The organism is Mycolicibacterium vinylchloridicum (assembly GCF_013404075.1).
Taxonomy (GTDB): Bacteria; Actinomycetota; Actinomycetes; order Mycobacteriales; family Mycobacteriaceae; genus Mycobacterium; species Mycobacterium vinylchloridicum.
The window spans coordinates 1-26,465 of the sequence record NZ_JACBJQ010000066.1; the positions used below are offsets into that span (position 1 = coordinate 1).

Here is a 26,465-nt window from a genome sequence, read left to right on the forward strand (position 1 = left end):
ATGGGTGAAGTCAGCTTGCCAGCGTTCGTTGGGCTGCTCGGCGGCGAACCGGATGTAGGAGGACTTGGGGCGTTTGTGTGGTTGAGCCGTGATCAATCCGGCGGCGTGCAGGTGTCGACCGATGGTGTTGGTGGCCACCTGCAGGCCGTGGTGGTGGCGCAGGTGCCAGGCAATAGTCTGCGGTCCGTGGTCGAGGCCTTTGCCAGCCAACTCGGTGCGTAGTGCCACGATCAGGTCGATGGTGGTCTGCGGCAACCGACCCGGGCTGGTGTGCGGCCGCCGGGAGCGTGGCTCGAACGCGGCCTCGCCTTCGAGGTGGTAACGCTTGACCAGCTTGGAGATCCAGCTCTGTGACACCCCGTAGGTGCGGGCGACCTCGGACTGGCTCAGCCCTTGTTCCACGACAGCAGTGATGACCAAACGCGCCTTCGACACACGCCGACGGTGCGGGCCGCACCTATTCCAATGTCCTGAGACACGCCATTCCTATGTCCTGGAACCACACACTGTCCCGCTACTGCGAGAATGACCCCCGGATACTTCCGGGGGTCATTCTTATCAATGCGCCTGCTGTGGCGACACCCACGGATAGACGATGTCGGTGTACTCGTCCCGGGATATGACGAGAGTGTCAGCGGGTGTGGTCATATCGACATAGAAATGGCCGGCTGTCTTGCCGCCGTCACGCGGGGTGCTCAGCGCAGTCAAGTCGTCGGAGATCTCAGCTGCTTTGGCCTCGTCGAGCCGCCACACCACCCGTTCAGGGCTGAGCTCGACACTTGCTGCACCGGGTTCGATGTGGAACTGCTGCTCGATGCCATCGTGGAGAACCTGCGATGAGCGGTTGCGTCTTGCGTGTTCCAAGGCCGTCATGAACGTCTTGAGCCCGTCGCCGTCCAGGGTTAGCAGCACTGCGTCGTCACCGAAGTAGAACTCGGGAAGGAAGTTGACGCGGACGACGCTCATGGCTCTCCCAGACTGGGGTGACTAGTTGGTATCGGAGATCGCTCACCGGATGGAGATGCTCGATCGATGCTGGCTAGTAGCGCACGTTGCACCTCGGTGGTGAGAGTTGCCAGCTCATCCTCCAGGAGCGGAAGTGCTTCGCCCACAACAAGAATTATCTGCTCGACGAGTGCGCCGCCCGCCGCGGCGTTCACGGCGTAGTCGGTGTACTGGCTGTGCAGAACACCGTCTCTGATTGAAAGCAACCCGGAGGCTTGGGCAGCGATGACGTTGTAGTGCATTGGGATGCCGATGCGGTGACTCTGGATCGCCTGTGCGCCGCTGTCGCGTAAAGTGCGAGCGATTTGTTCATGCACAAGAGGCTCGGGAATGGGTCCCGCTACTCGGAAGAGGTTGATGACTTCGCACGCGTCCCAGTGTTCTTCGCTGCGAATTCGACGCCGCAGTATTCGCGTGACAGTTCCGCTAGGGGTGGTCGCTTCCCATAGACGGGGGACACGGAGATCCGGCAGCCAGAGGGGCAAATGCTCCGGTGGGACAAAATCGACTTCCCCAACACATTCCGCTAGTACCTCTGCCAATGACGACACGGTGTTGGTTCCAAAGGAACAATTCATCGCGATTCACTACTCATGCCAGCGCCATCGCTCCGATAATCAGCAGCAGTATGCCGCCACCTGCGATCACTGCCGTTTCACCGCCGGCGGTTTGCAGATCTCCCGTGCTGGGAGCAGGAATGTCAATGTGCGGCACGAGCCCCGGTCCAGGAACCGGGGCAGGAGCGGGCGCAGGGCTAGGCATCGTTGCCCCGGGGAACGGCGTCAATAGCGGGTTTTGCGGTAGCCCGGGTACCCCGGGCGTTGCGGGGCTCAGCAGCCAGGGCGGCAAGCCGGAGATGATCGGCGGCGCTTCACCAATCCGGGGTGGTAGGCCATTGATCGGAATATTGTCCCAGGGAGAATTTGGGTTGGCGTGTCCGTTGTAATCCCAGTGCGGGTTGTGCCATTTGTCCCCAGGGAAGTAGCGCCACTCCCCGCCGTCCTTGTCCCACAGGCTTTGGCCGCCCTTTCCGGCTTCGCTGGGGCGGCTGGCCGGTCCGGGCGTCAGCGGGCCGTCGACCGGTGGATGCACACCCTCGGGAGGTAAGCCTCGCGCTGGCGGTTGAGGCGATGGGTCCCCGCCTTCATGGTTATCGACCATCTGAATCGTCGGCTTCTCACGACCCGGCGTGGCGTCGCTGTCCGCGAAGTTGGCATCGCCGAGTCCCTCTGCTGCCGCTGCGATTTTGCCCGCAGCCTGTTGATCAGCGGCAATCAGCTCGCCGACGCGGGCGCGAATGTCGGCGGCGAGAATCTGTGCCTGCGTCTGCCGCGCAGCCAACGTGGCCGGACTGCCGGTCTCGCGACTGCGAACTGAGAAATCTTCTCCGACAGAAAAGCCTGCTTGCTCTGCACGCGCTACGGCAGCAAGTGCTGTCTGTTTGGCCGAGCGGATCTCGTAGGCTCCCATGCGTGCGACCGTTGAGGCACCGTGTAGCTGATCGGCGGCGCGGATAACGGTCAGCCGGTCGGTGTACGCGCGGTGCTGGGCGGCATCGGCAGCGTCACCAAGCCAGGCCGTACCACCGGGGTTGCCGACCGATTGCGAGAGCCGCGTGAAAGTGTCTTCCCATACCGCGGCAGTCTTCGTCCAGTGGGTCGCGGCTTCCGTGAGATGAGTCGTGTCCCATCCGCGTACCGCGGAAAGCGTAGGAATCGGGCTGCTCGCGGGCACTACAGGTCCAGGGCCAGGTTGGTCAGACGCGACGCAGACGCCTCCTCGTTTGACGAGTATTCGGCGCTGCTGGCCACCAGCTTGGTGGCGGTCGACTGCATCCGCGCAGAGAAAGTCGCCGATGCGAGCCTCATATCAGCGTGCACGGCGGCAACCACTGCTGCGGTCGCCTGCGATGCGACGGCCAACGAGCCCGGCGCTGACGTTGCTGCCACCTGAGCGGACCAGCCCTGGCAGGTCGCGGCGAGCGTTCGGAGTGCGACCGGGTCGACGTTCATGGCGTCCACAACGCGAGTATATGAGCGGCTCCTACGGCTCCGGTATTCACGCGGCGACGGCCATGGCGTTCGTCGCGTGCGTCACGAGCCGATCGACACCAACGCGGACGCCAAAGCTTTCGTCGACACGATGCTGCGTGAGTTCGATGAGGAAGCCGCCGAGCACCGGGGTGTTCCGCCGCCACGGACAAAGCTGCCTAGTATTTCCGCCCTTGCGGGCGAACCGTCACGCAGGCAGCCTTCAGGATCTTCACGACTGTCGTCCGACCAAGTTCCAACTCCTCGGCTACTTGTCGGCTGGTCTGCCCTGACTCGTATGCCGTGACAACATCTGCACGCACTTGGTCGGTGATTCGGCGCCGTACACGAGGCGGGGAGACAAACACCGATGACCTGTCAGTCACACCAACCTCATCTTGCACGCCTGTTAACAATGTGTTCGAACTGAACTGACTGAGGGCTGCCAGCGGAAATGGCCCCCGGACAATCCTCCGGGGGCCGTTTTCTATCCCGGTGGCAACACTTTCGGGAACATTCGCAACGCCAACGAGTTCGTGGGAACGGATTGGGAACGCTTCGGCGCGACGCAACGACGGCAGGAGGGGTGCGCGCGCCGTCCGTGCGGGAACCGTGAGGCACTGGAGTGCTGCTGCAAGCTGAGATCTGTACATCAAGGTGTGCGTCTGCGCGACTCCGCGCACACCGCGGATCGGTCGGTCTGAGTGATGTGCAGCTCGGGCGGGGAACCCCGATTAGGTGTTGGTGGCGCACTGGCTTGATGGTGCCGCGCCTGACGCCGGAGGACACATGTTTGGCGACCGATGCGGAACCTATCCTTCTCGGCGAAGTCAACGAGTCCTCATGGGCCTGTTCGTTGATGCGTTGAGCCGCCGACTGCGGGTCCACGACTACCTCCAGACCCACGCCTCGGTACTCGACGACCCGGTCGAGAAGCCACTGATCAACATCGGCATGCCCCGCACCGGAACCACGGTTATCAGCTGGCCGGTGTGGCCGACCCCATTAGGCTCGAGGAGCGCACAGTTCATCACCGGCCGTTACCTCGACCGTCTAGACCGATGAGAAGAGTTCTGCTGCATTGCCGTTCGGCGGTCGATGGTTCCGGGGTGTTCATTGCCGACATCGGGCCGCGACGTGGCGCGTAAGTGCGTCGGATCTTCAGCTGCTTTTACCGGGTCGGACAACGACCCTGACGCGCGCCATGTTCTGTATGGCTGCAAACCGTCGGTCCCGAGCTGGGTCGCGATGTACTGTGACGCGGATCTGTGGATAGTAGGTCCCGGGCTTGTCGTAGCTGATGGTGGTTTCGGCGTGGAGCGCGCTTCGTGGTTCGCTGACGATCTCGGTCACCGTGTTACCCGATGTGTCAGTGTCCCAGCTTATTTCGGTGATTGCACCGGTGCCGTGCGGCACTTCGGCTGACGCTTGCAGGCGTACGCTTTGACCGACTGTGACTTCTGCACGGTTGGCCCCGTCGGCCGTCAGGTCGACGACGGGTTGGATGCCGCCGCGAGTGGCCGCGCTGGGCAGGGATAATTGGCCACCTTCGACCGAGTGGTGCGTTGAAGGCGCCGGAGCAATGCCTTGCTCGACCCATGCGCTGACGTCGCGAAGCGCCTGCTGGAGAATGCCGGTGTAGTCGATCAAGCGTTCGGTTCGGGCGGGCGCGTTGTGGTCGGCGTTATCGACGTACCAGTGCCGAAATTGGTCGTCGTATGCCTCGCGGAGGGCCTCGCGCACCTGCTCGCTGTACCAGTCGCCGTGCCACGGAAAAGCGTCGGCGTCGAGCGCCATGCTCACGACGATCATTTTCCCGTTGATCTTTCCAGTGTGGCGCCCTCCTTCGCTGACGCTTTCAGAGATCACGGGGCCGACCAGTACGGGCCGTTGTGGATATAGCGGGGTACCGCCGGGTCGGCGGTATTGCTCATAGGCCGTGAAGCCCGCGCGGACGGGAACCTGGTGTCGCGGGTATGCGCACATCGCCAAGTACGTGCGGTTGTCCAGTCGTAGCGGCGCGCCCCGCTCGATGGCATCAAGGATGGATTGCGAGAGGACCTCGCTAACAATGATGTTCGACTCCGCATCCACCATCCCGGTGAACGTCGCCCGGACGGTCACACCGTCGTGCTCGTAGATGGTGGCGTTCAGTGGTGCGCCTGCCGGACTCGCCACTGTGGAATCGATCGTTATGCGTGTGCAGCCGGCCTGCAGATCTTGCTCGATACCGGCCACCTTTACGGTCTGCTCGATTCTCGCGGCGCGGACCAGCGTTCCCAGTGGGGACTGTTCGGTACCGAGATATCCTGGTACTGACCAAAAGTCGTCGACATAGGATGGATCGATCTGGGTGACCTGAGTGGAGAACCCGAGCAGAGCATCGGGCGCATCCATGCCCAGCGCGTATCGGTAGTCCTCCCATGCTGGCAGCGGCAGACCCATCCGGGTGATTTCAGCCAGTATGTCGTGTTCGACCGCGTTGAGGTTGGCGTACGGGTCAGTGTGACTTCCTGGTGCGACGGCGTCGGCGATCTGGGCTGCCTTGTCGCGCAGCACCAATCGAGCCAAAGCGCGGATGAAGAAGTTGTTCGGAATGGAGGTCGGGTCGCCGGGGATGTATGGCACCGCCCCATCCCAGACGCCGGCGGTGTTCTCCATCGCCGAGATCACCTGATATGAACCTCCGCTGCCGCCCCAGAGGTAACCAAAAATCCGGTCGGAAGTGCGGTAGTGATGCTGTGCGATGACCTTTGAGAATTCGGCAGCGGCTGCGTCGAGACGGTACCCGCCCCCGCCGTTGGTCTGGATCAGGTAGCCGCCGCTGTCGGCGGCAAACCGCATGGTGTCGTCGTCGGCGTTCTCCCCGTACATCGGGTGGACGTGCTGGAAGAAGCGGCCGTCCCATTGATCTTTCGGTGGATAGTAGAGCGTAAACCTTTTGTCCGTCCCGTCGAAATGGCCCGATACGCGGTGGTGTGGGATCGGGGCCACCTCGTCCCGTGCGGAGTCGATGACGGGCCGAGCGTATTCAGCGCCGGCGGCATTGCGCAGGCGTCGTAATCGCTTCATTGAAACCGCCTCCCGGCCTCACCGTCCGGTCATTCCGGGACTGTCCGCAATAATACATCAATAAAAATGCATTCTTGCCAATGTAGTCTCGGCTATGCTGCGCTCATGGACCGGCAGCGCCTGCACCTCCTCGGCAAGCAGCTGATCTCGCTATCGCGCCAGGCTGATCTCCAGCCCCAGGACGCGCGGTCGAGCGCGGCCGAACAGTTGGTGCTGGGCGACGTCGCGCTCTACCCTCACAGCACCATCCGTGAGATCGTGGAGCGCACCGGGTTCACGCAGGGTTACGTGTCGAAATGTGTTGCGGAACTTGGAAAGAACGGACTGGTCGCTACCGTCACCGATGCGGCTGATCGACGGCGGACCCTGGTGACGCCCACGCCTCGCTTGCTGCGGGCGATCGCGAGACGGACGATGCCGTTCGAGGAACTCATCCAACACGCAATTCCTACGGGCGAGGATCCGAAACGGGTCATCGCGTTGTTGGACCAGCTCGCCGAGATCCTCCTGCGGTAACCGGTCTCCCATGGTGGGCACGCCTCAGGCCTCTTCCAGAATGAAATCCGCTGCACGCCAGGCCATAGCGATCATCGGACCGTTGAGATTGCCGGCCAGCATCGTCGGCATCACCGAACAGTCGACCACCCGCAGGTTGCCGATACCGCGGACACGCAGCTTGCTGTCGACGACGTCGTCGTCACTCGGGCCCATCGCGCAACTTCCGATTGCGTGGTAGCCGCAGTATCCGCCGTCAAGCGCGGAATCGATGATGTCGTCGTCGGTCTGTACATCGGGTCCCGGGAAGGTTTCGTGGCTGATGCGCTCAGCGATCGGTGACTGCGCGAACAATTCGCGCATCTTGCGAACTACGTCAGCGCCTGTCTTGCGATCGTAATCACTGGTGAGATAACCGGGTTCGATCACGGGCAGTGCCCGCGGGTCGGCGGCGGTGATGGTGATGCTGCCCTCGGAGGTCGGCCGTAGCACCATTCCCAGGCAGGAAATGCCCGGCTCCCGTTCGATGGCGATCGGTTCGCCGGTCTGGTAGGTGGGGATGGTCCAGGGGCCCATCAGGAACTGCGCATCGACGCGGTCGGCCTCAGGGGTCGTCCTGGCGAACCCGACGATGTCGAACGCGGGGGCAGCCAGTGGCCCCCCGCGGGTGGCCAAGTACCGGATCCCGGTCCGGGCCTGACCGATCTTGGTAGACAGGAAGCGGTTGTATCCAAGATCCTCTTTCAAGCGCATTTTGACTGCGGCGCAACGATGCTCTCGTAGGCGTCGCCCGACATTGACGCTGTCGAGGAGCAGATCGACCCCGGCGTCGCGTAGGACGTCGCGCGGTCCGATCCCGGAGCGCTGGAGCACCTGCGGACTGTTCAGTCCGCCGAGGGACAGGATCACCTCGCGGTGTGCGCGAACCTCGGCGCTGCCCCGCTTGTCGGCGATTGCCAAGCCGACTGCTCGGTCGTTCTCGACCAACACCCGGTGCACTGTGGTTCCGGTGAGCACGGTCAGATTGGGACGGCGCCGAGCCGGAGTGAGGAACGCGTCCGCCGCACTCACCCGGCGGCCCCTCTTGATCGTTGCGGGTGCATAGCCGATGCGTGAGCCGTCCGCGTCGTTGATGTCCGTGACGGGAGCCATGCCGGCGCCGATTCCGGCCCGGATGAGCTCGTCACAGAGCGGATCCGTATCGCGGCCAACCGAAATGCCCAGCGGGCCGCCGGTGCCGCGGGTGGGCGAGGCTCCGAGGTCATGGTCTTCCAAAGACTTGAAGATGGGCAGCATCTGATCCCAGCCCCAGCCCTTGTTTCCAAGACGCTCCAGCTCGTCGTAATCGGCACGCTGACCGCGGTTGTACACCAGGCCGTTGATCGAGCTGGAGCCGCCAATGACCTTGCCTCGTGCCCAGAACTCGCGACGGTTGCCCGGTCCGAACGGTGCGGTGGGGTAGCGCCAGGCATACTTGTCGCTCTCCACCAGCATCGCCCCGCCCTTAGGGATGCGGAGCATGATGTTGTTGTTCGGGCCGCCTGCCTCGATGAGCAGCACCGACACTGCCGGATCGGCGGACAGTCGGTTTGCCAAGACGCAGCCGGCGGAACCTGCTCCCGCGATGATGTAGTCATAGCTTGACAATTGAGGCCCCTGGATTCGTGGCGGACTGGTTCGGTGTGAGCCCGGTGACAGCTCTTGACTATACGTTCGTACAGCTACGCGGTGCCAGCTAGTCAGTCGGATCGCAGCCGAGTCATCCGAACTGCGTGATACCGCCGTCAACGACGAGTGATTGCGCGGTGATGTAGGCGGATTCGGGACCCAACATGAACACCGTCGCGTAGGCGATGTCCCATGCGGTCGCCTGCCGGCCGAGCGGCCAGCGGATCTTCGTCCGACTCGCAACCACAGCGTCACCCACGCGGCCAAGTGGAGTGTCGACCGGCCCCGGGATCACATAGTTGGCCCGGATGCGTCGAGGTGCACCTTCGAGGGCCACATGGCGGGTCAAACCGAACAGGGCCGCCTTGGACGAGTCGTAGGCGGGGAGTCGAGTGCCCGGCTTCAATCCGGCTGCGGATCCGATGAACACGAAGGTGCCGCCGTCGGTGAGGAGGGGCATCGCTGCTCGGGCGACCAGGAAATGGGAGCGAACATTGACCGCGAAGATCTCGTCCCACAATTCGGCCGTTGTGCCCTCGAGGCCTCTGCCCTCACCGAATCCGACGTTCGCGACGACACCGTCGAGACCGCCGAGTCGTTCGGCTGCTTCGTCGACCAGACGCTGACAGTCTGAGGCTTGGCGGACGTCGGCGATCACGGCTGCGGCCTGCGCACCTTCTGCGACGCAGAGGTCGGCGGTGTGCTGCGCGGCCGCTTCGTTGATGTCGACGCACGCCACGTCGGCTCCCTCCCGCGCGCACAGCACGGCGATCGCCCGACCGTTGCCCACGGTCACCTCCGGGTCGGGAGATGGCCTGGAGCCGGCACCGACGACGACGATCTTGCGTCCGGCCAGGCGACCGCGACCGGCGGCGGTACCGGCGGATTCGGGGGCGAGTGTCATGGTCCGAACGTAACACCAAAGTTGTACAGATGTACAGTGCAGTCATGGTTGCCGATGATCGACCGAATTCCGTGGCGCGCCTGGAACCGATCCCTGCCGACCAGTGGGACGAATCCGCCATCGCCGCGGTCCGGGAAGCCTTCTCCGAGGACGCGGTGCGTGCCTTCCGGACCAAGGGGCCGGCGCCAAATGTGTTGGCTACCATGCTCCATCACCCAGCGCTCGCGGGATCGTTCAACCGGTTCGGCAACGTCCTTCTGCAGGAGCCTGCCCTCGGTCACCGGGCACGCGAGTTGATGCTGCTGCGCGTCGCATGGCGCACTCGGGCCCGCTACGAATGGGTCCATCACGTTCGGCTGGCAGCACACTACGGCCTCGGCGCCGCCGACGTTGCCGCCGTGGCTGAGGGAACATCGGAATCGTGGACCCCGTTGGAGCGCGATCTGGTGGCCGCAGCCGATCAGCTTCTCGATTGCTATCGCATCGACGACGAGACGTGGGGGCGGCTCAGGGAGCAGCTGGACGAACGACAGCTGGTCGAACTACCGTTCGTCGTTGGCGCGTACACATGCCTGGCGATGGCGTTCAACAGCTGGCAGCTCCAGGTCGAGGACGGCATCGATACAACGAATATCCCTCCGCTGCCGGATATTTCGGCGACATCGTAGGACTGCGACGCCGGTAGGCGCTGACCGGTTGCGCGGCGCATCCACCTGGCGTGCTACATCACTGCGAAGCCGGCGTCCACCGGAAGCGATGTGCCCGTTATGTACCGTGCCTTCTCGCCGACCAGGAAGACCACCGCGTTCGTCACGTCAGCCGGCTCGACGAAGGGAACAGGGAGGAGGTTTCCCGCCATGGCACTGGGGTCGGGATTGGCGTCGAAGACACGTGCCATGTGCTCGTTGAAGATCATCGGGGTGGCAACACCCGTGGGATGCACTGAGTTGACCCGGATTCCGTGCTTGGCATAGGCATACGACGCTGAGCGCATGAGTCCCACGACTCCATGCTTGGAGGCTGCATAGGCGAAGGTCGCCGCGCTTCCGTCGCCCCCTCGGCCTACCAGACCCTGCATTGAACTGATCAGCACCATGGAACCGCCGCCGTTGCGGATCATCGACGGCACTGTGGCCGCAACGGTGTTCCAGACTCCGCGAAGATTGACATCTACGATGTCTCGAAATACGTCTTCATCGAGGGGATCCGTCAGCCCCATGCCGACGACGCCGGCGTTGGCGACGACGACCTCGACTTCGCCGAATTTTTCTATCCCCGAATCAATGCCAGCTTGAAGGCTATTCAGGTCACGGACGTCGGCGACGAGGGTTTCGACTCGTCTGCCGGCTGCGCGGACCAGGGCGGCGGTCTCATCGAGTTCGTCCTTGGTGGCCAGCGGGTAAGGGATCGAGTCGATGTCGGCGCAGCGATCGACGGCGACGATATCAAAGCCCTCTCCGGCCAGGGCGACAGCGTGGCTGCGGCCCTGGCCGCGAGCTGCGCCGGTGACGACTGCGACGCGGGGGATAGTGGCGCTCACGTCAGCCGACCACCGCCGGCATGCGGTCCCAACCGCGCACCGTCGAGGTGCGCGAGCGTCGCGCTCCGGTCATATCGATATCCCATGCAGGCCAGCGCTTGAGCACCTCCTCGAGGGCCACTCGGCCCTCGAGCCGAGCCAGCGGCGACCCGACGCAGAAGTGGGCCCCCCGGCCAAAGGTCAGATGGCCACCCGGCTTTCGGTGGATGTCGAATTTGTCCGGCTCGTGAAAGTGGCGTTCGTCACGGTTGGCCGACGCGAGCATCAGCAGCAACGGCTTGCCCGCCGGAACAACCTGGCCCTGGAATGCGACGTCATCGGTGGCGATGTAGCGGGCCACGTGGGGGCCGGGCGGCTCGTAGCGAAGGAGCTCCTCGATCGCGGTGGGGATCAACCTGTGGTCCTCGGCCAGTTCCTTGCGCTGATCGGGGTGTTCGGCCAGCACCTTGCCCATCCAACCGAACAGGCGTCCGGTGGTCTCCACTCCGGCGCCCGCCACGACGGCGAGGAAGACGATGAGCTCCTGCTTCTCCAGCTTGCGCGTGGTTCCGGTCTCGTCTTCGAACTCGACATTGAGCAGTTCGGTGATCAGGTCGTCCGAGGGGTTCTTCTCCCGCCACTCAACGTATTCGCCGAACATCTCGCCGGTGAAGTAGCGATCCTTCTTGATCTCCATCGGCTTGCCGGGTTCGTTGCGCAGCACGTTGTTGGCGTGCTCGCGAACGGCCGGCTGTTCGGCGTCCGGGATCCCGGCGAGCATGCCGATGGTGCGCATGGGGAGTTCCGCGCCAAGATCCTCGACGAAGTCGAAGCGGTCCCCGCCGACGAGGGGATCCAGACACGCGACGCAGAAAGACCGGATCTTGTCCTCGATGGCGCGCATCTTCTTCGGTGTGAATGCTCGGGACACGATCGCCCGGTGGATCGTGTGCAGCGGTGGATCCTCGTTGATGAAGATCCCCGGAGGCATCACGGGGTCGGTCATGACGACCTCGAGGATGTCGCCTTTCGCGGAACTGAGTCGGGTGGTGTCTTTCAGGGCGGCATCAACATCGGCGTACCGGCTGATCCCCCAGAAGTCATGCTTCTCGTTGTAATAGACGGGGCGTTCCTCGCGCAGGCGTCGATATGTCGGGTAGGGATCGAGGTCGATATCGAAGTCCCAGGGGTCGTAGTAAAGATCGCTCAACGTCCGCTCCTCGTTAGCGCTATAAGTCTGTCCACGGCGCGATTGCTGTACGACTGTACAGTGACGGTATACGCTCGTACAACCTGCGCGGGAAACTACGCCCGCGTGCGTTACTTCGAGGGAGCCTAATGACTAGTCGATTCGAACTCGACGGCCGCGTCGCGGTCATCACTGGCGGTGGAACAGGGATTGGGCGGGGGGCAGCCCTGGTGTTGGCCGAGCACGGTGCCGACGTCGTGCTGGCGGGACGCCGTCTGGACCCTTTGGAGTCGACGGCCAAAGAAGTGATGGCACTGGGGCGGCGTGCGCTGGCGATATCCACTGATGTCACGACCGCGTCGGCGTGCGAGCAGTTGATCGACACGACCCTGGCCGAGTTCGGGCGAGTGGACATTTTGGTGAATAGTGCCGGTGGCGCGGAGACCAAATCGATCTTCAAGTGGGAGGAGGACGATTTCGAGAGCGTGCTCGCGCTGAATTTCAAGGCTGTTTGGCACCTTTCGAAGGCGGCGGCCAAACCGATGCTCGCACAGGGTAAAGGCGCAATCGTGAACATCTCCTCGGGGGCGAGCTTGCTGGCGATGCCGCAGGCCGCGCCCTACGGGGCCGCGAAGGCTGCGGTCAACAATCTGACCGGGTCGATGGCGGCCGCATGGTCGCGCAAGGGCGTCCGGGTCAACACCATTGCCTGCGGAGCCGTTCGTGCCGCGACGCTGATGGACGAGGCGGAAAAGCTGGGCCTCGACGAGCACACGCTGGCCATGAGCAATGGTCTTGGTCGTCTCGGCGAGCCTGACGAGATCGGCTACGGAGTTTTATTCTTCGCCTCGGACGCGTCGAGTTTCTGCTCGGGCCAGACTCTTTACATGCACGGCGCCCCTGGTCCTGCCGGCATCTGACGGCGACAATCCGGCCATACCCGATCGGGCTTACCGGCCATCGCCGATTCTTCTTGCCTCAGCTTGCCAATCGCTATACAGTCGTACAGCGATGTGGTGATGGTCGCCACACTGGAGGAGTTGGGTGCGTTGAGCCGTACAGCGGTGGTGACCGGCGGCGGGTCCGGGCTGGGCCGGGCGATCAGTCTCAAGCTTGCCGAAGACGGTCACCGTGTCGCGGTAATGGACGTCAACGCGGAAGCCGCCGAGAAGGTCGCTTCGGAGATTTCGGCAGTCGGCCGCACAGCGCTCGCTGTGGGGGTGGACGTTTCAGACGAGGACGCGGTTGCATCCGGATTCGCCGCCGTAAGAGAGGCATTCGGGCCGATCGAGGTCCTGGTAACCAGTGCGGCGATCGCCGGGTTCACCCGGTTTGATCAGATCACGCTGGATGAGTGGAATCGCTACCTGGCCGTGAACCTCACCGGGACGTTCCTATGCGTTCGGGCGGCGTTGTCGGACATGGTCGCGGCCAACTGGGGGCGCATCGTCACGATCTCATCGGCTGCCGGACAACAGGGAGCGCCGCGCCAGGGTCACTACTCGGCGAGCAAGGGCGGTGTCATCGCCATGACGAAGACCATCGCCATCGACTACGCCCGCAAAGGCATCACGGCCAACACCGTCCCCCCGTTCGTCATCGATTCGCCCCTGCTCCGGCAGCAGCAGCAGGAGGGGAAACTGCTGCCAACCGAGCACTTGGTGCAGGCCATACCGGCCCGCCGTCTCGGCGCCGGCGAGGACGTGGCTGCGCTGTGCTCGTTTCTGTGTACAGAGGGGGCGGGCTACGTCAACGGCCAAGTCATCGGTGTCAATGGCGCGGCCGTGGTCTGACCCAGATCATCACCAGCACAGTAATTGCCGCAACAGATCTCAGGAGGAAATGTGCGCGTTCGGGTCGACGCTTCGCGTTGCCAAGGCCACACACTCTGCGCCATGATCGCCCCGGAGTCGTTCGAACTCGACGACGTGGACGGCCATGCGCAAGCCATCACCGAAGTGGTGCCGGAAGCCCGTCGCGACCAAGTCAGAGAAGCGGCGACCTCATGCCCTGAGCAGGCCATCGAGATCATGCTCGACCAGGTCATCGCCGGACGTGCCGCGCATGGCCGTGGATGGGGGCACTGAGATGAGTGCGATTCACGATGGTCAGGTGGATTCGGAGTCCATACCGCGCTACCAGTTCGACCGCCACTCCGCGGGATACCGCGACAGCTTTCTCGGCATCACTCATGAAATGCACCAGCGATGCCCGATCGCCTGGACCGACACCTACGAAGGCCACTGGGTCGCCGCCGGTAGCAACGAGGTATTTGAGCTTGCGCGCTGCCCGCACATTTCCAACGACCACGACGTCAACAACCAACGTCGCGGCTACAAGGGTATTTCGATTCCCCGAATGGTCGACAACGAGGGATTCCGCGGCGGCATGCTGGAGATGGATGACCCCGAGCACCGCTATTACCGCACTGCGCTGAATCCCTACCTCTCTCCGGCGGCGGTGAAGCGTTGGGAGCCGTTCGTCGACGAGATCGTGCGAGCATGTCTGGACGACCACATCGAAAAGGGACATATCGACTTCGTCGACGACCTGGCCAATGTCGTACCCGCCGTGCTGACGCTCGCGATGCTGGGCGTTGACCTGGAGAAGTGGACGATCTACAACGAGCCCGCGCACGCCTCGGTCTACACGCCGCCGGATTCGCCCGATGCCGCGCGTGTTCGCGAGCTGTACATGGCTATGGGCGTCGATCTGTTCACCAACCTCGTCGAGATCCGAGAGCAGTCCCGCCCAGGCATCATCGACGCCTTGGCCAAGCTGCGTATCGATGGAGAGGCGCCGCCCGACATCGAATTGATCGGGATGCTGAACTTGCTGATCGGCGGTGGATTCGACACCACGACTGCGCTTACGGCGCATGCGCTCGAATGGTTGGCGGAGCATCCTGAAGAACGCACACGCCTGAGCGCCGAGCGTGCAACCTTGCTCAACCCGGCAACCGAAGAGTTTTTGCGCTACTTCACACCCGCGCCAGGCGATGGCCGCACGATCGCCGAGGATATGGATATCAACGGCACGCCATTGAAGGAGGGCCAACGACTGTGGTTGTCCTGGGCGATGGCCAACCGCGACCCAGCCGTGTTCGGCCAGCCCGACGAAGTGATCCTCGATCGTAAGGGAAACCGCCACTTCAGCTTTGGCTTGGGTGTGCACCGTTGCATCGGCTCCAACGTGGCGCGCACAGTATTCAAAGCGATGCTCACCGCGGTGCTCGACCGGATGCCAGACTACCGCTGCGTACCCGAGGGCACGGTGCACTACGACAGCATCGGCGTCATCCAGGGGATGCGTCACCTTCCCGCCACTTTCACTCCTGGCGAGCGGCAGGGTCCCGGAGTGGTCGAGACCGTGAAGAAGCTGCAAGTGATCTGCCAGGAGCAGGGTTTGGCGCGGCCCATCACCGAACTCAAGGCAGCGGCAAAGATCGCCGAATAAAGGCTCCGGTCGGCCGTGCTCTTCCTTCGGCCTGCCCGCCACCGCATTGAGGCTCGATGATGTGGTCATCGACACTGATCAAAATCATCTTGTCTTTGTGCACGGCAGATCGTTCCGGTGTGCGTGCGGCGCCCACACTGCCCGTTGGCCCTGTACGTGTGTATAGCATACTGGGATGGCTGCGGCCGCTGGCTGTGGACGACAGGAGGAAGACGATGTCTGACAGTGCGCTCGTTGCGGTGGTGACTGGTGCAAGCCGAGGCGCCGGCGCCGGAATCGCCCACGCGCTCGGCCGTCATGGTGCCACCGTCTATGTCACCGGTCGCAGCGAGAAGCGTGACGGTCCGGCGGTTTCGGGCACCATTGACGAGACGGCTGAGATGGTGACTGCTGCCGGTGGCACCGGCATTGCCGTGCGGGTCGATCACAGCGACGACGAACAGGTCGAGTCACTATTTGCGCGGGTGGCTGACGAACAGGGGCGGGTCGACATCCTGGTCAACAACGCGGCCATCATTCGCGACGAGATGATGGGCCGGACGAAGTTCTGGGAGGAACCGCTCAGTGTCGTCGATACCCTCGACGTTGGGGTGCGCAGCAGTTACGTCGCCACCGTGTTGGCCGCGCCTCTGATGATTCCGCAGCAGCGGGGGCTGGTCGTCTTCACCTCGTCATCGGGCGCGGTCCATTATGCGTTCGGGCCGGCCTATGGGGTGCCCAAGGCAGCGGTGGACAAGATGGCTGCTGATATGGCCGTTGATTTCAAGGAGTTTGGCATCGCCTCCCTGTCGCTTTGGATGGGGTCGTTGCTGACCGATCGAGTGCGGAAAATCATCGCGAGTAAGCCGGAGAAGTTCGGCCACATTCTCGAGACCGCGGAGACCCCCGAACTCACCGGGCATGTCATCTGGGCGCTCTACCACGACCCCGCACTCATGGAGCTGAGCGGGCAGACACTGATCGGTGCCGAACTGGCAGTCAACTACGGCATCAAAGACGAGGACGATCGACAGCCGCCCTCCTACCGGGATCTGTTCGGCGTGCACCCACACAGCCAATACCCCCACGTCATGCGGTAACGATGCGCATCGGACTGACGGGCAGCGGCTCGTCTATCGACAAACTGGTGAATCAGGCGCAGCAGGCGGAGGCCGACGGCTTTGCCTCCTTGTGGTACGCCAGCGGCGTCGCCGGTGATCCGCTCGTGGCGATGGCTCTTGCGGGGCGGGCTACCACCTCAATCGAGTTGGGCACTGCGGTTTTGCAGACCTACCCGTGCCATCCGTTGCTTCAGGTCAATCGTGTTGTCGCAGCGGCCAATGCGATGGGTCGACCTGGGCTGGCCCTGGGACTGGGACCCTCGCACGCTCCGGTTGTCGAGCATGTTCTCGGCCTTTCCTACGATCATCCCGGCCGCAACACCGAAGAATATCTGCGCATCGTCGCTCACCTGTTACGCGACGGCGCGCTTGACTTCGACGGCACCGATTGGTCGGTACACAGCGGTGAACGGGCGGCCCGGCCCGAGCACCCAATTCCGTTGCTGTTGTCCGCACTCTCGCCACGAATGGTGCGCATCGCAGGCCAATTCGCGGATGGCGTTGTGCTGTGGATGGCACCGAGGACGGCGATCGCCAACGAAATTGTGCCGCGATTGCAGGAGGTAGCCAGCGCGGCGGGCCGCGCTGAGCCGCGCGTTGTGGCCGGCGTGCCGGTGGCCGTCCACACCGACATCGATGCCGCCCGAGAGGCCGTCGCCGCGACCGCGACGAGCTATGCCGGCATGGTCAACTTTCGACGCATCATGGCCACAGGCGGCGCCACCAGTCCGGCTGACGTGGCAGTGATAGGCGACGAGGCTGCGGTGCGCATCCAGCTCGAAGCACTCGTGGAGGCTGGCGTCACCGATGTGTGGGCCCAACCCGTCGCCGTCGGTGCAGACCGCGCGCGTCGACAGGAATCGCTGCGTCGTACCCGCCAGCTATTGACAGCACTTGCCACCGACGATACCTAGTACCGACATCGCCGAGGAGACCCGATGCAGCTTAACTTCGACACCGAAATCGAAGGATTCCGAGACGAATTCGTGGAGTTTCTGGACCACAACCTGCCCGATGAGGCCGAGGCGTGCACCGAACGGCCACGCTCCAGCGCGCATGTCCCCCCGTGGGCAAGGCGATGGCAACGCCTGCTGTTTGACAACGGCTGGCTTCAGCCGGCCTATGCGCCCGAGTTCGGCGGACGTAACGCGACTGTCGTCGAGCAGTACGTCTATTTCGAAGAACTGTCCCGGCGGCGCATCTACCAGACCTTCAACCCGCAGGGCGTCGGCATCATCGCAGCATCGCTGATTCATTTCGGCACTCGTGAGCAACACCGCCGGTGGGCGGTACCCATCCTGCGCGCTGAGATCGTGGCGGCGCTCGGGATGAGCGAACCCGGAGCGGGATCGGATCTGGCATCGTTGCGCACCCGCGCAGTACTGGACGGTGATGCGTTCGTCGTCAATGGTCAGAAGGTGTGGACCTCAGGCGCGCACGACGCCGACGTGATCTTCACGCTGGTGCGTACGGACCCCGACGCCCCTAAACACAAGGGGATTAGCGTCCTGATGATCCCCACCGACTCGATTGGCCTTACCAGGCGTCCATTTGCCTCGGCGTGCGGGCTTGACGACATCGACTTCAACGAAGTCTTCTTCAATGATGTTCGAGTCCCCGCTGAGAACCTCGTCGGTGAGCTCAACCAGGGTTGGCAAGTAGCCAATGGGTCGTTGGGTCATGAACGAACGCTGTTGTGGCTCAGTTACGCAGACCGCCTGCAGGAATTTATCGACGATTGGCGTCCTGCGAGTGCGCTGGATCGCGACCACTACGCGACGTTGATCATGGATACCTGGGCGCTGCGCCTTCTGGGTTCGGCGGAGTTGGGTCGAGCCGCTCGTGAAGAGGGTCACCCCGCCTCGATGTCAGTGCTCAAACTCCTTGGCTCCGAGGCGATTCAGTCCGCCGCCGAGCATGCACTGGCATCGGCAGGCAGCCGCGGTCTTGCCGATCCCGAACAGACGGCAGAATTCAATCCGTTCTCGCTGGAGAGCTACACCAGCAGCTGGTTCACGCGTTATCTGCGGAGCTTTGGAGCAACGATCGCCGGTGGGACATCGGAGATCCAGCGCAACATCATCGCCCAGCGCGTGCTGGGTCTGCCCAGGGCGTAGCCACTCCGCAGAGGGTGTGGCAACCGCGCTGTACGTGTGTACAGTATTGCGTGTGACAACGACCGTCGATATGACCTCACTGACCGCTGATCGGCTCGTCGACTCCGCCGTCGCAGCGACCGGTCTGCAGGATTTCGGCGACGACGACTGGCGTGAAGGCCTCCACCGCTTGGTTGACTCGCTACGTGAGGAGGCCGCGCTCAATGAGATCGGGGTAGCGGCGGCGACCAAAGAGCTCAAGTACCAATTGATCACTCGTCTTGGCGTTATTGCATATCGTCGCGAGCACCCTGAGGTTGCCGACGTCGACGTGGTGCCGCCGCTGGTCATTGTCGGGCAGGCGCGCACCGGCACCACAATTCTGCACGATCTACTGGCCCAGGATCCGGTGGCCCGCGTGCCGCTGACGTGGGAGGTGGAGCGACCCTGCCCGCCCCCGGAACAAGAGGCCTACCATACCGATCCCCGCATCGCGGCCGTCGATGCCCGCATCGCTGCGGTCGGATCGCTCATGCCGGACCTGTTCGGAATGCACCCGATGGGAGCCCAGCTAGGTCAGGAATGCGTCTGCATCACAACATCGCACTTCCGCAGCATTCTCTACGCCACCGAGTACCGCATCCCGTCCTATGCGCAGTGGGTCTTCAACGAGGCCGACCACACGGGAGCCTATCGTTGGCATCGAGTCTTCCTGCAGCACTTGCAGGCCCGGCACCCCGCACAGCGCTGGGTGCTCAAATCTCCAGGGCATATCTGGACGCTGAAGGAACTCGCCGCGGAGTATCCCCAGGCACTTCTGGTCCAGACGCATCGCGACCCGCTTCGCATCATCGCGTCGGTCACCTCCATGTACACCACCCTGCGCGGAGTGACCAGTAATGACGTGAAGCCCCACGAGATCGCCGCGGAATGGGCTGAGCACATCATGTCTGGTCTGGACCGCTCGGTCACCGCGCGCAACGACGGGGTGATCGGCAGTGACCGGGTCGTCGACATCAACTTCCGCGATTTCATGGTCGATCAAATTGGCACGGTCGAACGAATCTACGACCGGCTCGGATTGCCCTTCAAGGACGAAGTCCGGTGCCGTGCAACCGAATTCCTGGATCGTCATCCGCGGGATAAGCACGGAGGCCATCGATACACCTTCGCCAGCACGGGGCTCGACGAGGGGGAGTGGCGAGAACGAGCCCGCCGCTATCAGGAGTATTTCAACGTGCCCTCAGAAAGGCTCGACTGATCAGCGGCAGCGCATGATCGAGCTACACAACTCATCGGAGGTTTAGGTGCACGACCAGCAGGGCGCCCTCGCGCACAAGGTGTTGTTTCTTGCCGGCGCGGGGCCGCAAATCGGTGCGGCGACAGCACATATCGCTGCCCGCGAGGGGGCGTCGGTGGCGCTGGCCGCTCGCCGCATCGAGGTTGCCCAGGAGATTGCGCAATCGGTGCGGACGGCCGGCGGCAACGCGATTGCGGTGCAGTGTGACTTGACCAGCGATGAGGATGTCGATGCCGCACTGGCGGCTACGATCGGGCAACTAGGCCCCGTCGACGCGGTGTTCTTCAACGCCGCTTTCTACGACAACCGTCAGGCCAGCATCGACGTCGACGACGAGGTGTGGGATACCTCCTTGGAGGTCAATCTCAACGCTGCGGTTCGGCTGGCTCGACGCACGGTGCCCGACATGGTGAAGCGGGGAGCGGGGTCGTTCGTTTTCACCTCCTCGGCCGCTTCGGTCGTCGCCGGCGAGACCCGATTTGGCTACCAAGTATCCAAGGCTGGTCTCAACGCTGTCATGCGTTTCGTCGCGGCGAAATACGGAAAGGAAGGTATTCGCGCAAATGCGGTGCTGCCGTTCGTGCTTGAAGGTCCGATCGGCGCCGCTGCCGCTTCGTTGAACTGTCTTGGCCGGTCACCGACCGCTGACGAGATCGGCGAAGCGGTGGTGTTCCTGTTGTCCGATCGGGCCAACGCCATTACCGGTCAGCTCATCCACCTCGACGGCGGATTGTTCGTCCGAGCGCCCTGGCCCACGCCGCCATCGGCACCGCGCCCATGACGATTGATCTCAGCGGTGGCCTTGGCCCCGCCCGGGAGTACTTCCTGTCGACGCCACCGGCGCCGGAGATCCGCGATTCGGCCAGCTTTTGGGCTTATGACGATGCCGGATTCGTAGGACTGCCCCGTATCGGTGTTGAGGCACTCGGAGCGCACTGGGCAGAGCCGCAATACCAGGTCAACATCGCTTTCGCTGATGGACGAGTGTTCCGGATTCGTGAGAGCGGAGCGCGGCACGGGTCCATCGACAGCGACGGCGACGCGTCAATTCTCGGCGCAGGCCCGCTGGAATTTCGTTGCGTGCGGCCCTTCGAGCTGTCAACAGCGTCGTTCCGAGGTGAGGCAATCCAGACCACCACGGATGCGCTGGTGCGCGGAATCCGCGACGGGCAATCTGTTCCAGTCGAATTTCACATCGAAGCGGCCATGGCCGCACCACCGTGGGAGAACGGCACGCTCTCCGACGAAGCGGCGCGTCACATGTCCTCGGTCGAGGGTGTGTTCATGGGTGGTGCGCGCTTCGAACAACTCTTTCGCGCCGAAGGATTCGTGCGCGTCTGCTCAGAAGAACACCGATTCACCGGCACGGGCACCCGGGTCCGACGGCAGGGGCCCCGCGAAATGGCCGGATTCTGGGGCCATTGTCAGCAGTCGGCGGTATTCCCGAGCGGGCGCGGATTCGGCTACATCGCGTACCGGCCGCGCGACGACGGCACCGGTTCCTACAACGAGGGCTACGTGTTCACCGGCGACGGCAAGCTTCTGCCAGCACGAGTGGTACACGCGCCGTGGCTCTCGGCGGCACCGGCCATAGGGGACGACGTCTCAGTTGTACTCGAATCCGCGCTCGGTACAACAGAAATCGCGGGTACAACGTTCGTTTCGGTGTTCAACCTCGGCTCGCCCACTTCCGACGATGCGCTAGCGGCGCTGCACCAGGCCGGCGTGCGATACGAGTGGGACGGCGAAATCGCCTCGGGCGCTCTGGAGCGTTCGACACCGCCGCGCGACATCCCGGACCTCAGTAGCTACTCCCGCTGAGGGGCTTGTCAAGTAGCTGTACAAGTGTATAAGGTCAGGCGGCTGTACGGACGTATGGCGCACATCACCTCAGCCCTTCTGGGCATGCGAAGTGCGCTCGTGTGCTTGACCATTCCGCAGTGCGACTGCTATACACACGTACAGCTTGGCGCGACCCACACCCCCTGGAAGGTGCCTCAATGGCGAAACGCATGATCTTCACTCTGCTGGTGATGGACTCGATTGGCCATAATTTCCACGGAATTTGGCGTCATCCGCAGGCGCGTAACCGCGAGTTCAAACACGCCGACATGTGGGTGGACTTGGCCAAGAGGGCCGAGCAGGCCAAGATCGACGCCTTCTTCTTCACCGATGTCGTCGGGGTCCAGGGGCAATACCAAGGATCCAATGACGTCATCTTCGAGATGGCGATGAACGTGCCTATCGGCGACTGCACGATGCTGATCCCCGCGCTCGCCAGGGAGACCACCGACATCGGCTTTCTCTATACCAGCTCCGTGATCTCGCATCATCCGTTCGTGTTCGCCCGCGCCGTCTCGACGCTGGACAACCTCACTAACGGCCGAGTGGGATGGAACATCGTCACCTCGGCAAACGAAAGCGCGTTTCGCAATCTGGGACTGCCGACCAACCCCAGCCACGACGAGCGCTACGCCTGGGCTGCGGAATACGTCGACGTCACTTACAAGCTGTGGGAGGGCTCCTGGGATGTCGATGCGATCGTCAACGATCCGGCCAGGGGTGTCTACGCGGATCCGGCGAAAGTGCACAACATCAACCACGTCGGTAAGCGCTACAGCGTTGAGGGATTCAACCTGATGGAACCCTCACCACAACGTACCCCCGTGCTTGCGCAGGCGGGCGGCTCTCCGGCCGGTCTTGAATTCGCCGCCAGCCACGCAGAATTGATGTTCTCCTCGGCGATGACGCTGGAGACCATCACTCAGCAAGTGGGCGCGGTGCGGGCCCTGGCTAGAGAGCGCGGTCGCCGCGACGGCGACATCCTTTTCCTGCAGGGCATGATGTTCATCGTCGGCTCGACTGACGAAGAGGCCTACCGCAAGTGGGGCGAACTCGAACAATTCCGTAGCCAAGAAGCGCAGACCGCCTACTTCTCCAGCCTCAGCGGAATGGACCTCGGCAAGTACGACCCTTCAACGCCCCTCGAAGACATCCTCGACGAGATCCCCGGCATCCGCGGTGCCTTCCTGTCATTGATCAACGCGTGGCCCGCGGACTCCAAACCCACCGTCAAAGACTTCCTCACCTCACTGTCGCTTCCGCAGATGGTCGTGGGCTCACCGGAAACGATCGCCAACCGCCTGCTCGAATATCAGGCGGCCGGCATCGATGGCGTTCAGATCATGAATGCCCTACTGCCACAGAGCTATGAAGAATTCTTCGACCACGTGGTACCAGTGCTGCAGGACAAAGGAATCATGCAAAAGCAATACCACCCCGGCACGCTGCGGGAAAAGCTGTTCGCGGCGGCTAGTCCCGACATCAGCGAACGCCACCCGGCACACAGCTACCGCGGCATGTTCTGCGACCAGTGACCCGATCTACGATCCTCCTGCTGCTCGGTAGCCTGCGTACGGCGTCAATCAACCGGGAGATCGCCCAGATCGCCATCGCCCACGCGCCCAACGACATTCGGATCAACTTCTTCGACCGAATCGGAGAGTTGCCTCACTACAACGAGGACATCGACACCGAACCCGCACCCGACATCGTCAGCGCGCTGCGCGCCGCGGCAACGTCTGCCCAGGCCGGCTTGGTGATCACACCGGAGTACAACGGCACCATCCCCGGAGTTCTGAAGAATGCCATCGACTGGCTCTCGCGGCCCTACGGAAACAGCCCTTTGAAAGGCAAACCGGTGGCGGTCATCGGCGCGTCGCTGGGCAGCTACGGCGGTGTATGGGCGCACGACGACACGCGCAAAGCGCTGCGTATCGCGGGCCCACGAGTGGTCGATGCCATCGCGCTGTCGGTACCGACCAAGACTCTCCGGGCTGAGGCCGCCGCAGCGAACGTCGCTCTCGTCGAACAAGTTACAGACGTCGTGCGCCGGCTCGCCGCAGAAATGCCGCCGTGGCCGCCGTCACCGGCGTCTGACCGGCCAACGGCCGAAATACAGTCGCTCGAGTCCCCTCGACATCGCTAGTCGTGCGCTTCACTCCTGGGAAGCGGCTCGACTCGATCCAGGAACCGCTGAACCAGAGCGGTTGTCTCAGAATGCCCAGTCCTAGTACCAAGACCTGCTTCCAAATGGATCATTCGAGGGATGCAGGACATCAGAAATAGTGCCGCCGCTGGCGGCAACTCTTGCTCGTCTAGTCCATAACTGGCCCAGCGCGGTGCTATCGATTCGAGCAGCGCCGTACGCACCCGCTCTCCACCCTCGCCGATGACTGATCGCAGGGCTTCACGATGGTTGGCCAGCGCCATGAACTCCATGAGGAGGGCATTGCCTGCGGCATCGTTGGCATACGTCCACGCGGCGCGCAGGGGCTGCTCGGAGCGCGCGGCTTGCTCGAGTTCGGCGATGATGCGATCCGTCGCATCGCGCAGCACCGCGGCGAATAGTTCATCGATCGAGCTGAAGTAGTACTGCACCAGCCCGGGTGCTACGGCCGCACGTGTGGCGACGCCCCGAAAGGTGACCGCTGCGTAGCCATGTTCGAGCATCAGTTGCGAGGTGGCGATCAGAATGCTGTGCAGCTTGGCTGACTTGCGTACCCCACTGCGCGACGCCATTACCCGGCGTCTGCCGCTTTGCGTGAGCGCCGTTGAGTCGGTTTACGTGTCGGCTTCGTCGGGGGTTCGATCTGGTCGAGGTACTGCTCGAATGCGGCGGTGACTTCCTTGTGTGCGGTCTTGACCCCGATGCCTTCTTCGAGGTTGAGGAACTTGGGCAACCCCGAAATCAACAGTTGCAGCGCCGGCAGTGAAAAGTGGCCGCCCGGGCGAGCGTTCTTGCCGAACTTCGCAACCAGTGCCGCCAGCTCAACCTTTCGCACACTTTCGGTCACCGCGGCGATCTCGGCCTGGATGGACTTGCGGTGGTTGCCCAGCGCCATGAACTCCGTCATGAGCGCGCCGGTGGCTTCACCGCGGCTGAACTCCCACAGTGCCCGCAAGGGATCGTCGCCGCGTGATTCGAGTGCTGACGTCAGAAGGGTCAGATTCCGCTCGGAGTATCGCCGAATCGCGGCGAGAAAAATATCGTCGAGGGTGGGGAAATAGTACTGAACCAGGCTCGGTGTGACACCGGCGGCAGCGGCTAACGCCCGATAGGTCACGCTCGCGTAGCCCTCCTCGAGCATCAACTTCTCCACGTGATCGAGAAGGACGTCTCTCGTCTTGGAGGTCTGGGCGCCGACCCGCCGCGCAGATGTTGCCATGTGCACTCCTCGTTTGGTCCGATGCCCTATTCTGGCACCCGATCTAGTGCTATACATCCGTATAGTGTTGCATTGGGCCGGTCCGACCGTGGCCCCTTCGAGGTGACGCCGTCACGTTGGTGCAGATCAGCTAGCAGGAGAACGATGACCCTTCATATCGGCAAGGACACTTTGCGCGAGGATGTCCGCTACCTTCTGGACCGTACGGCGATCCTGGACTGCATCGCGCGGCACGCACGTGGATGCGACCGCCACGACATCGACCTGATCACCTCGGCCTACCACGCCGACGGGGTCGACGAGCACGGCCACCAAATCAATCCAGGCCCTGAGTACGGAGCGTGGGCCAATGTCACGCACGCCGAGACGTCGCTCGTGCACACCCATAACATCACCACACACACGTGTGAGATCGACGGCGACACTGCCCACGCGGAAAGCTATGTTCTGGTTATCCTGATCGGAACCGACAGCCGCACAGCCCAGTTCATCACCGGTCGATACATCGACCGGCTAGAACGCCAGGATGGCGATTGGCGGATCGCGGTACGGCGCTCGACGGTCGAAGGAATGTTCATCGCCGATGCCCGTGTGCTGCAATCGGAGTTTTTCACCGAGAAGGGTTACCTCGTCGGGACAAGGGACCGCACCGACCTGTCATACGAACGGCCCCTCTCAATCGACACCCCTGCGCCTGCCCGCTGGTAGAACCGCGGCGCCGGCGGCGAGTGGACGAGCCAGTGACAGATGTTGCCGAAGCCGGTGTCCCTGGCCGGCGAACAACGAATCCTCATCGACGGCGAACTCTGCCGAGACAGGAGCGCGGTTCGAAGTCGAGCATCCCTGCCAGCGAAAAGGTCGTCGGCTACGCAGCCGACGGAACCCTAGGTGATATGGATCGGGCTATCGGTTCGGCGTGTCGGGCTTTCGACCGCACCGAGTGGTCGCGATGTTGAGCTGCGTATCCCAGCTTCACCAAGCACTTGACCGCAACAAAGAGCGGCTGCGGCGAGTTTCTCATCACTGAAGTTGGCTGCCCGACCGGCGTCGCTGGCAGCCAGATCGAGTATCCGATCGCGGAGGTCAAACACCGGGCCGACTTCGGCCGCAATTTCGAAGAGATCGTCGACACCGGTATACACGAGACCCACCTTGGAACAGCACGGCGATAGCTCGTCTACGAACGGGTGGTGTTGGCTGAAATAGCCTGAATGTCAGAGCCACTGGCGGCGGCTAGCATTCTTCACCCAAGAGCGAGTCAAGCTGAAGCAATGATGGTCAAGTCCAGGGGCGTGGTGTACGACGTCGTCGTGTGATTCTTCGATGTGATGGTTCAGGCGGTCAGTGCCGCGGGGGTGGCCTCCTGTTCGGTCGGTGAGCTCTGATCGGCTCGGGATTTGCTG

General features: G+C 63.0%; 29 protein-coding genes. 16 read left to right on the plus strand and 13 right to left on the minus strand.

Annotation, left to right across the window (positions count from 1 at the left end; all coding sequences use genetic code 11):
* The 5 genes from HPC46_RS29940 to HPC46_RS29955 form a co-directional block, all read right to left on the minus strand.
* A partial coding sequence (locus tag HPC46_RS29940) for a helix-turn-helix domain-containing protein (RefSeq protein WP_179475750.1) occupies positions 1-435 on the minus strand: 435 nt, incomplete at its 3' end.
* Between the two features lie 123 nt (positions 436-558).
* A complete protein-coding gene (locus HPC46_RS35260; protein WP_233716885.1) occupies positions 559-966 on the minus strand; it encodes a hypothetical protein in 408 nt (135 codons plus the stop codon).
* On the minus strand, positions 963-1,247 hold the full coding sequence (locus HPC46_RS35265; RefSeq protein ID WP_233716887.1) for a hypothetical protein: 285 nt from the start codon (positions 1,245-1,247) through the stop codon (positions 963-965). The genes HPC46_RS35260 and HPC46_RS35265 overlap by 4 nt, the downstream gene beginning before the upstream one ends.
* 349 nt (positions 1,248-1,596) lie before the next feature.
* Complete coding sequence (locus tag HPC46_RS29950) at positions 1,597-2,475, minus strand: hypothetical protein (RefSeq protein ID WP_233716895.1); 879 nt, start codon at positions 2,473-2,475, stop codon at positions 1,597-1,599.
* Positions 2,476-2,738: 263 nt separating this feature from the next.
* The gene (locus HPC46_RS29955; RefSeq protein WP_179475752.1) at positions 2,739-3,026 is read right to left on the minus strand and encodes a hypothetical protein; all 288 of its coding nucleotides are present in this window, start codon (positions 3,024-3,026) and stop codon (positions 2,739-2,741) included.
* A gap of 852 nt (positions 3,027-3,878) precedes the next feature.
* Between HPC46_RS29955 and HPC46_RS36005 the strand changes: the two genes are divergently transcribed.
* On the plus strand, positions 3,879-4,100 hold the full coding sequence (locus tag HPC46_RS36005; RefSeq protein WP_179475753.1) for a hypothetical protein: 222 nt from the start codon (positions 3,879-3,881) through the stop codon (positions 4,098-4,100).
* A gap of 96 nt (positions 4,101-4,196) precedes the next feature.
* Here HPC46_RS36005 and HPC46_RS29965 read toward each other — a convergent pair whose 3' ends face one another.
* Complete coding sequence (locus tag HPC46_RS29965) at positions 4,197-6,107, minus strand: Tat pathway signal sequence domain protein (protein WP_179475754.1); 1,911 nt, start codon at positions 6,105-6,107, stop codon at positions 4,197-4,199.
* 105 nt (positions 6,108-6,212) lie between these two features.
* On the opposite strand from HPC46_RS29965, the gene HPC46_RS29970 reads away from it, so the two are divergent.
* The gene (locus tag HPC46_RS29970) at positions 6,213-6,623 is read left to right on the plus strand and encodes a winged helix DNA-binding protein (RefSeq protein ID WP_179475755.1); all 411 of its coding nucleotides are present in this window, start codon (positions 6,213-6,215) and stop codon (positions 6,621-6,623) included.
* Positions 6,624-6,647: 24 nt separating this feature from the next.
* Here the strand turns inward: HPC46_RS29970 and HPC46_RS29975 are convergent, their stop codons facing one another.
* On the minus strand, positions 6,648-8,249 hold the full coding sequence (locus HPC46_RS29975; RefSeq protein WP_179475756.1) for a GMC family oxidoreductase: 1,602 nt from the start codon (positions 8,247-8,249) through the stop codon (positions 6,648-6,650).
* Between the two features lie 112 nt (positions 8,250-8,361).
* Positions 8,362-9,174, minus strand: a complete 813-nt coding sequence (locus tag HPC46_RS29980; protein WP_179475757.1) for an SDR family NAD(P)-dependent oxidoreductase — start codon at positions 9,172-9,174, stop codon at positions 8,362-8,364.
* A gap of 44 nt (positions 9,175-9,218) precedes the next feature.
* On the opposite strand from HPC46_RS29980, the gene HPC46_RS29985 reads away from it, so the two are divergent.
* Complete coding sequence (locus HPC46_RS29985; RefSeq protein WP_179475758.1) at positions 9,219-9,842, plus strand: carboxymuconolactone decarboxylase family protein; 624 nt, start codon at positions 9,219-9,221, stop codon at positions 9,840-9,842.
* A 53-nt stretch (positions 9,843-9,895) separates the two neighbouring features.
* Here HPC46_RS29985 and HPC46_RS29990 read toward each other — a convergent pair whose 3' ends face one another.
* Both HPC46_RS29990 and HPC46_RS29995 read right to left on the minus strand, forming a co-directional pair.
* Positions 9,896-10,714 (minus strand): mycofactocin-coupled SDR family oxidoreductase, encoded by an 819-nt coding sequence (locus tag HPC46_RS29990; RefSeq protein WP_179475759.1) that lies wholly within the window; start codon positions 10,712-10,714, stop codon positions 9,896-9,898.
* A gap of 1 nt (position 10,715) precedes the next feature.
* A complete protein-coding gene (locus HPC46_RS29995; protein ID WP_179475760.1) occupies positions 10,716-11,903 on the minus strand; it encodes a cytochrome P450 in 1,188 nt (395 codons plus the stop codon).
* A gap of 128 nt (positions 11,904-12,031) precedes the next feature.
* Here HPC46_RS29995 and HPC46_RS30000 point away from each other — a divergent pair, with 128 nt between their 5' ends.
* From HPC46_RS30000 to HPC46_RS30055, 12 genes are all read left to right on the plus strand, one after another.
* Positions 12,032-12,802 carry an SDR family NAD(P)-dependent oxidoreductase gene (locus tag HPC46_RS30000; RefSeq protein WP_179475761.1) on the plus strand — a complete coding sequence of 257 codons (771 nt, stop codon included), beginning with the start codon at positions 12,032-12,034 and terminating at the stop codon, positions 12,800-12,802.
* A 99-nt stretch (positions 12,803-12,901) separates the two neighbouring features.
* Positions 12,902-13,675 carry an SDR family NAD(P)-dependent oxidoreductase gene (locus tag HPC46_RS30005; RefSeq protein ID WP_179475762.1) on the plus strand — a complete coding sequence of 258 codons (774 nt, stop codon included), beginning with the start codon at positions 12,902-12,904 and terminating at the stop codon, positions 13,673-13,675.
* 51 nt (positions 13,676-13,726) lie between these two features.
* On the plus strand, positions 13,727-13,969 hold the full coding sequence (locus HPC46_RS30010; RefSeq protein ID WP_179475763.1) for a ferredoxin: 243 nt from the start codon (positions 13,727-13,729) through the stop codon (positions 13,967-13,969).
* Between the two features lie 25 nt (positions 13,970-13,994).
* On the plus strand, positions 13,995-15,338 hold the full coding sequence (locus tag HPC46_RS30015) for a cytochrome P450 (protein ID WP_407665577.1): 1,344 nt from the start codon (positions 13,995-13,997) through the stop codon (positions 15,336-15,338).
* 215 nt (positions 15,339-15,553) lie between these two features.
* Complete coding sequence (locus tag HPC46_RS30020) at positions 15,554-16,417, plus strand: SDR family NAD(P)-dependent oxidoreductase (protein WP_179475764.1); 864 nt, start codon at positions 15,554-15,556, stop codon at positions 16,415-16,417.
* Between the two features lie 2 nt (positions 16,418-16,419).
* Positions 16,420-17,352 carry a TIGR03564 family F420-dependent LLM class oxidoreductase gene (locus tag HPC46_RS30025; RefSeq protein WP_179475765.1) on the plus strand — a complete coding sequence of 311 codons (933 nt, stop codon included), beginning with the start codon at positions 16,420-16,422 and terminating at the stop codon, positions 17,350-17,352.
* 24 nt (positions 17,353-17,376) lie between these two features.
* On the plus strand, positions 17,377-18,555 hold the full coding sequence (locus tag HPC46_RS30030) for an acyl-CoA dehydrogenase family protein (RefSeq protein WP_179475766.1): 1,179 nt from the start codon (positions 17,377-17,379) through the stop codon (positions 18,553-18,555).
* Between the two features lie 16 nt (positions 18,556-18,571).
* A complete protein-coding gene (locus HPC46_RS30035) occupies positions 18,572-19,795 on the plus strand; it encodes a sulfotransferase family protein (protein WP_407665578.1) in 1,224 nt (407 codons plus the stop codon).
* 46 nt (positions 19,796-19,841) lie between these two features.
* Positions 19,842-20,615 (plus strand): SDR family NAD(P)-dependent oxidoreductase, encoded by a 774-nt coding sequence (locus HPC46_RS30040; RefSeq protein WP_179475767.1) that lies wholly within the window; start codon positions 19,842-19,844, stop codon positions 20,613-20,615.
* Positions 20,612-21,655 (plus strand): DUF7064 domain-containing protein, encoded by a 1,044-nt coding sequence (locus HPC46_RS30045; RefSeq protein WP_179475768.1) that lies wholly within the window; start codon positions 20,612-20,614, stop codon positions 21,653-21,655. The genes HPC46_RS30040 and HPC46_RS30045 overlap by 4 nt, the downstream gene beginning before the upstream one ends.
* Before the next feature lie 179 nt (positions 21,656-21,834).
* Positions 21,835-23,211, plus strand: a complete 1,377-nt coding sequence (locus tag HPC46_RS30050) for an LLM class flavin-dependent oxidoreductase (RefSeq protein ID WP_179475769.1) — start codon at positions 21,835-21,837, stop codon at positions 23,209-23,211.
* Positions 23,208-23,822: an NADPH-dependent FMN reductase gene (locus tag HPC46_RS30055; protein ID WP_179475770.1), complete on the plus strand. Its 615-nt coding sequence runs from the start codon at positions 23,208-23,210 to the stop codon at positions 23,820-23,822. Before HPC46_RS30050 ends, HPC46_RS30055 begins: the two co-directional genes overlap by 4 nt.
* Here the strand turns inward: HPC46_RS30055 and HPC46_RS30060 are convergent.
* On the minus strand, positions 23,819-24,415 hold the full coding sequence (locus HPC46_RS30060; protein WP_179475771.1) for a TetR/AcrR family transcriptional regulator: 597 nt from the start codon (positions 24,413-24,415) through the stop codon (positions 23,819-23,821). The two genes, HPC46_RS30055 and HPC46_RS30060, sit on opposite strands and share 4 nt — an antisense overlap.
* Positions 24,415-25,062, minus strand: a complete 648-nt coding sequence (locus HPC46_RS30065) for a TetR/AcrR family transcriptional regulator (protein WP_179475772.1) — start codon at positions 25,060-25,062, stop codon at positions 24,415-24,417. Before HPC46_RS30065 ends, HPC46_RS30060 begins: the two co-directional genes overlap by 1 nt.
* 144 nt (positions 25,063-25,206) lie before the next feature.
* Here HPC46_RS30065 and HPC46_RS30070 point away from each other — a divergent pair, with 144 nt between their 5' ends.
* Entirely contained in the window at positions 25,207-25,770 is a 564-nt protein-coding gene (locus HPC46_RS30070; protein ID WP_179475776.1) for a nuclear transport factor 2 family protein, read from the plus strand.
* A 176-nt stretch (positions 25,771-25,946) separates the two neighbouring features.
* On the opposite strand, the gene HPC46_RS35860 is transcribed toward HPC46_RS30070, so the two are convergent.
* Positions 25,947-26,204 (minus strand): hypothetical protein, encoded by a 258-nt coding sequence (locus tag HPC46_RS35860; RefSeq protein ID WP_179475773.1) that lies wholly within the window; start codon positions 26,202-26,204, stop codon positions 25,947-25,949.
* Between the last annotated feature and the right edge of the window lie 261 nt (positions 26,205-26,465).